General features: G+C 73.4%; 1 protein-coding gene. It reads left to right on the forward strand.

The window, feature by feature from the left end:
- The coding region (locus B7767_RS36395; protein WP_256923691.1) for a sensor histidine kinase KdpD at positions 1-1,114 on the forward strand (1,114 nt) is incomplete at both ends.

Genomic DNA, 1,114 nt, shown 5'->3' on the forward strand with positions numbered 1-1,114 from the left:
ACGTTCGCCGGCATCGTCATCGCCGCCGTGGCCGCCGACCGCGCCGCCCGGTCCGTGCGCGACCGCATCGGCACACTGCGCCGGAGCACCGCCCGGCGCGAGGCCGACCTGGGAACCCTCGTCGAGGCACTGCGCCGCGGCGACGCCCCGCCCCCGCGCGGGCGACCGGGCGAACGGACCGACGCCCTCGACGACGACGCCGACTTCGACCTGCTCGCCGCCGACCTCGCCCGCGCGCACGACGGGGCCGTCCACGCCGTCGTACAGGCGTCCCAGCTCTCCAGCCAGACCGGCAGCGAACAGAAGCTCGAGGTGTTCGTCAACCTCGCCCGGCGTCTGCAGTCCCTGGTGCACCGCGAGATCTCCATCCTCGACGAGCTGGAGAACGAGATGGAGGACCCCGACCTGCTCAAGGGGCTCTTCCACGTCGACCACCTCGCCACCCGCATCCGCCGCCACGCGGAGAACCTCGCCGTGCTCGGCGGGGCCGTCTCCCGGCGGCAGTGGAGCAACCCGGTCTCCATGACCGAGGTGCTGCGCTCGGCGATCGCCGAGGTCGAACAGTACTCACGGGTCAAGCTCGTGCCGCCCGTCGACGGAACCCTGCGCGGACACGCCGTCGCCGACGTCATCCACCTGCTCGCCGAACTCGTCGAGAACGCCACGGTGTTCTCCGCCCCGCACACCCAGGTGCTGCTGCGGGCCAACCTCGTCACCTCCGGGCTCGCCGTCGAGGTCGAGGACCGCGGCCTCGGCATGCCCGTCGGCGAGCAGGACCGGATGAACGCGCTGCTCACCGACCCCGACCAGGTGCATGTCGCCAGCCTGCTGGCCGACGGCCGGATCGGCCTGTTCGTGGTCTCCCAGCTCGCCAAGCGGCACGGCATCCACGTACGGCTCCAGAGCAACATCTACGGCGGGGTCCAGGCCGTGCTCGTGGTGCCGCAGGCACTGCTCGGCACGGAACCGGGGACCGACGGCGGCGGACAGGGCGCAGCACCGCAGCCGCACGACCGCGGCACCGGCGCCGTCCCGGTGGCCCGCCACATGTCCGTCGTACCGGCCCCCACACCGGGCGGAGGGCAGGCGCAGGCACCCGCGGCACCCCTCACGC

Origin of the sequence: Streptomyces sp. 13-12-16, assembly GCF_002114215.1 — a bacterium.
GTDB lineage: Bacteria > Actinomycetota > Actinomycetes > Streptomycetales > Streptomycetaceae > Streptomyces.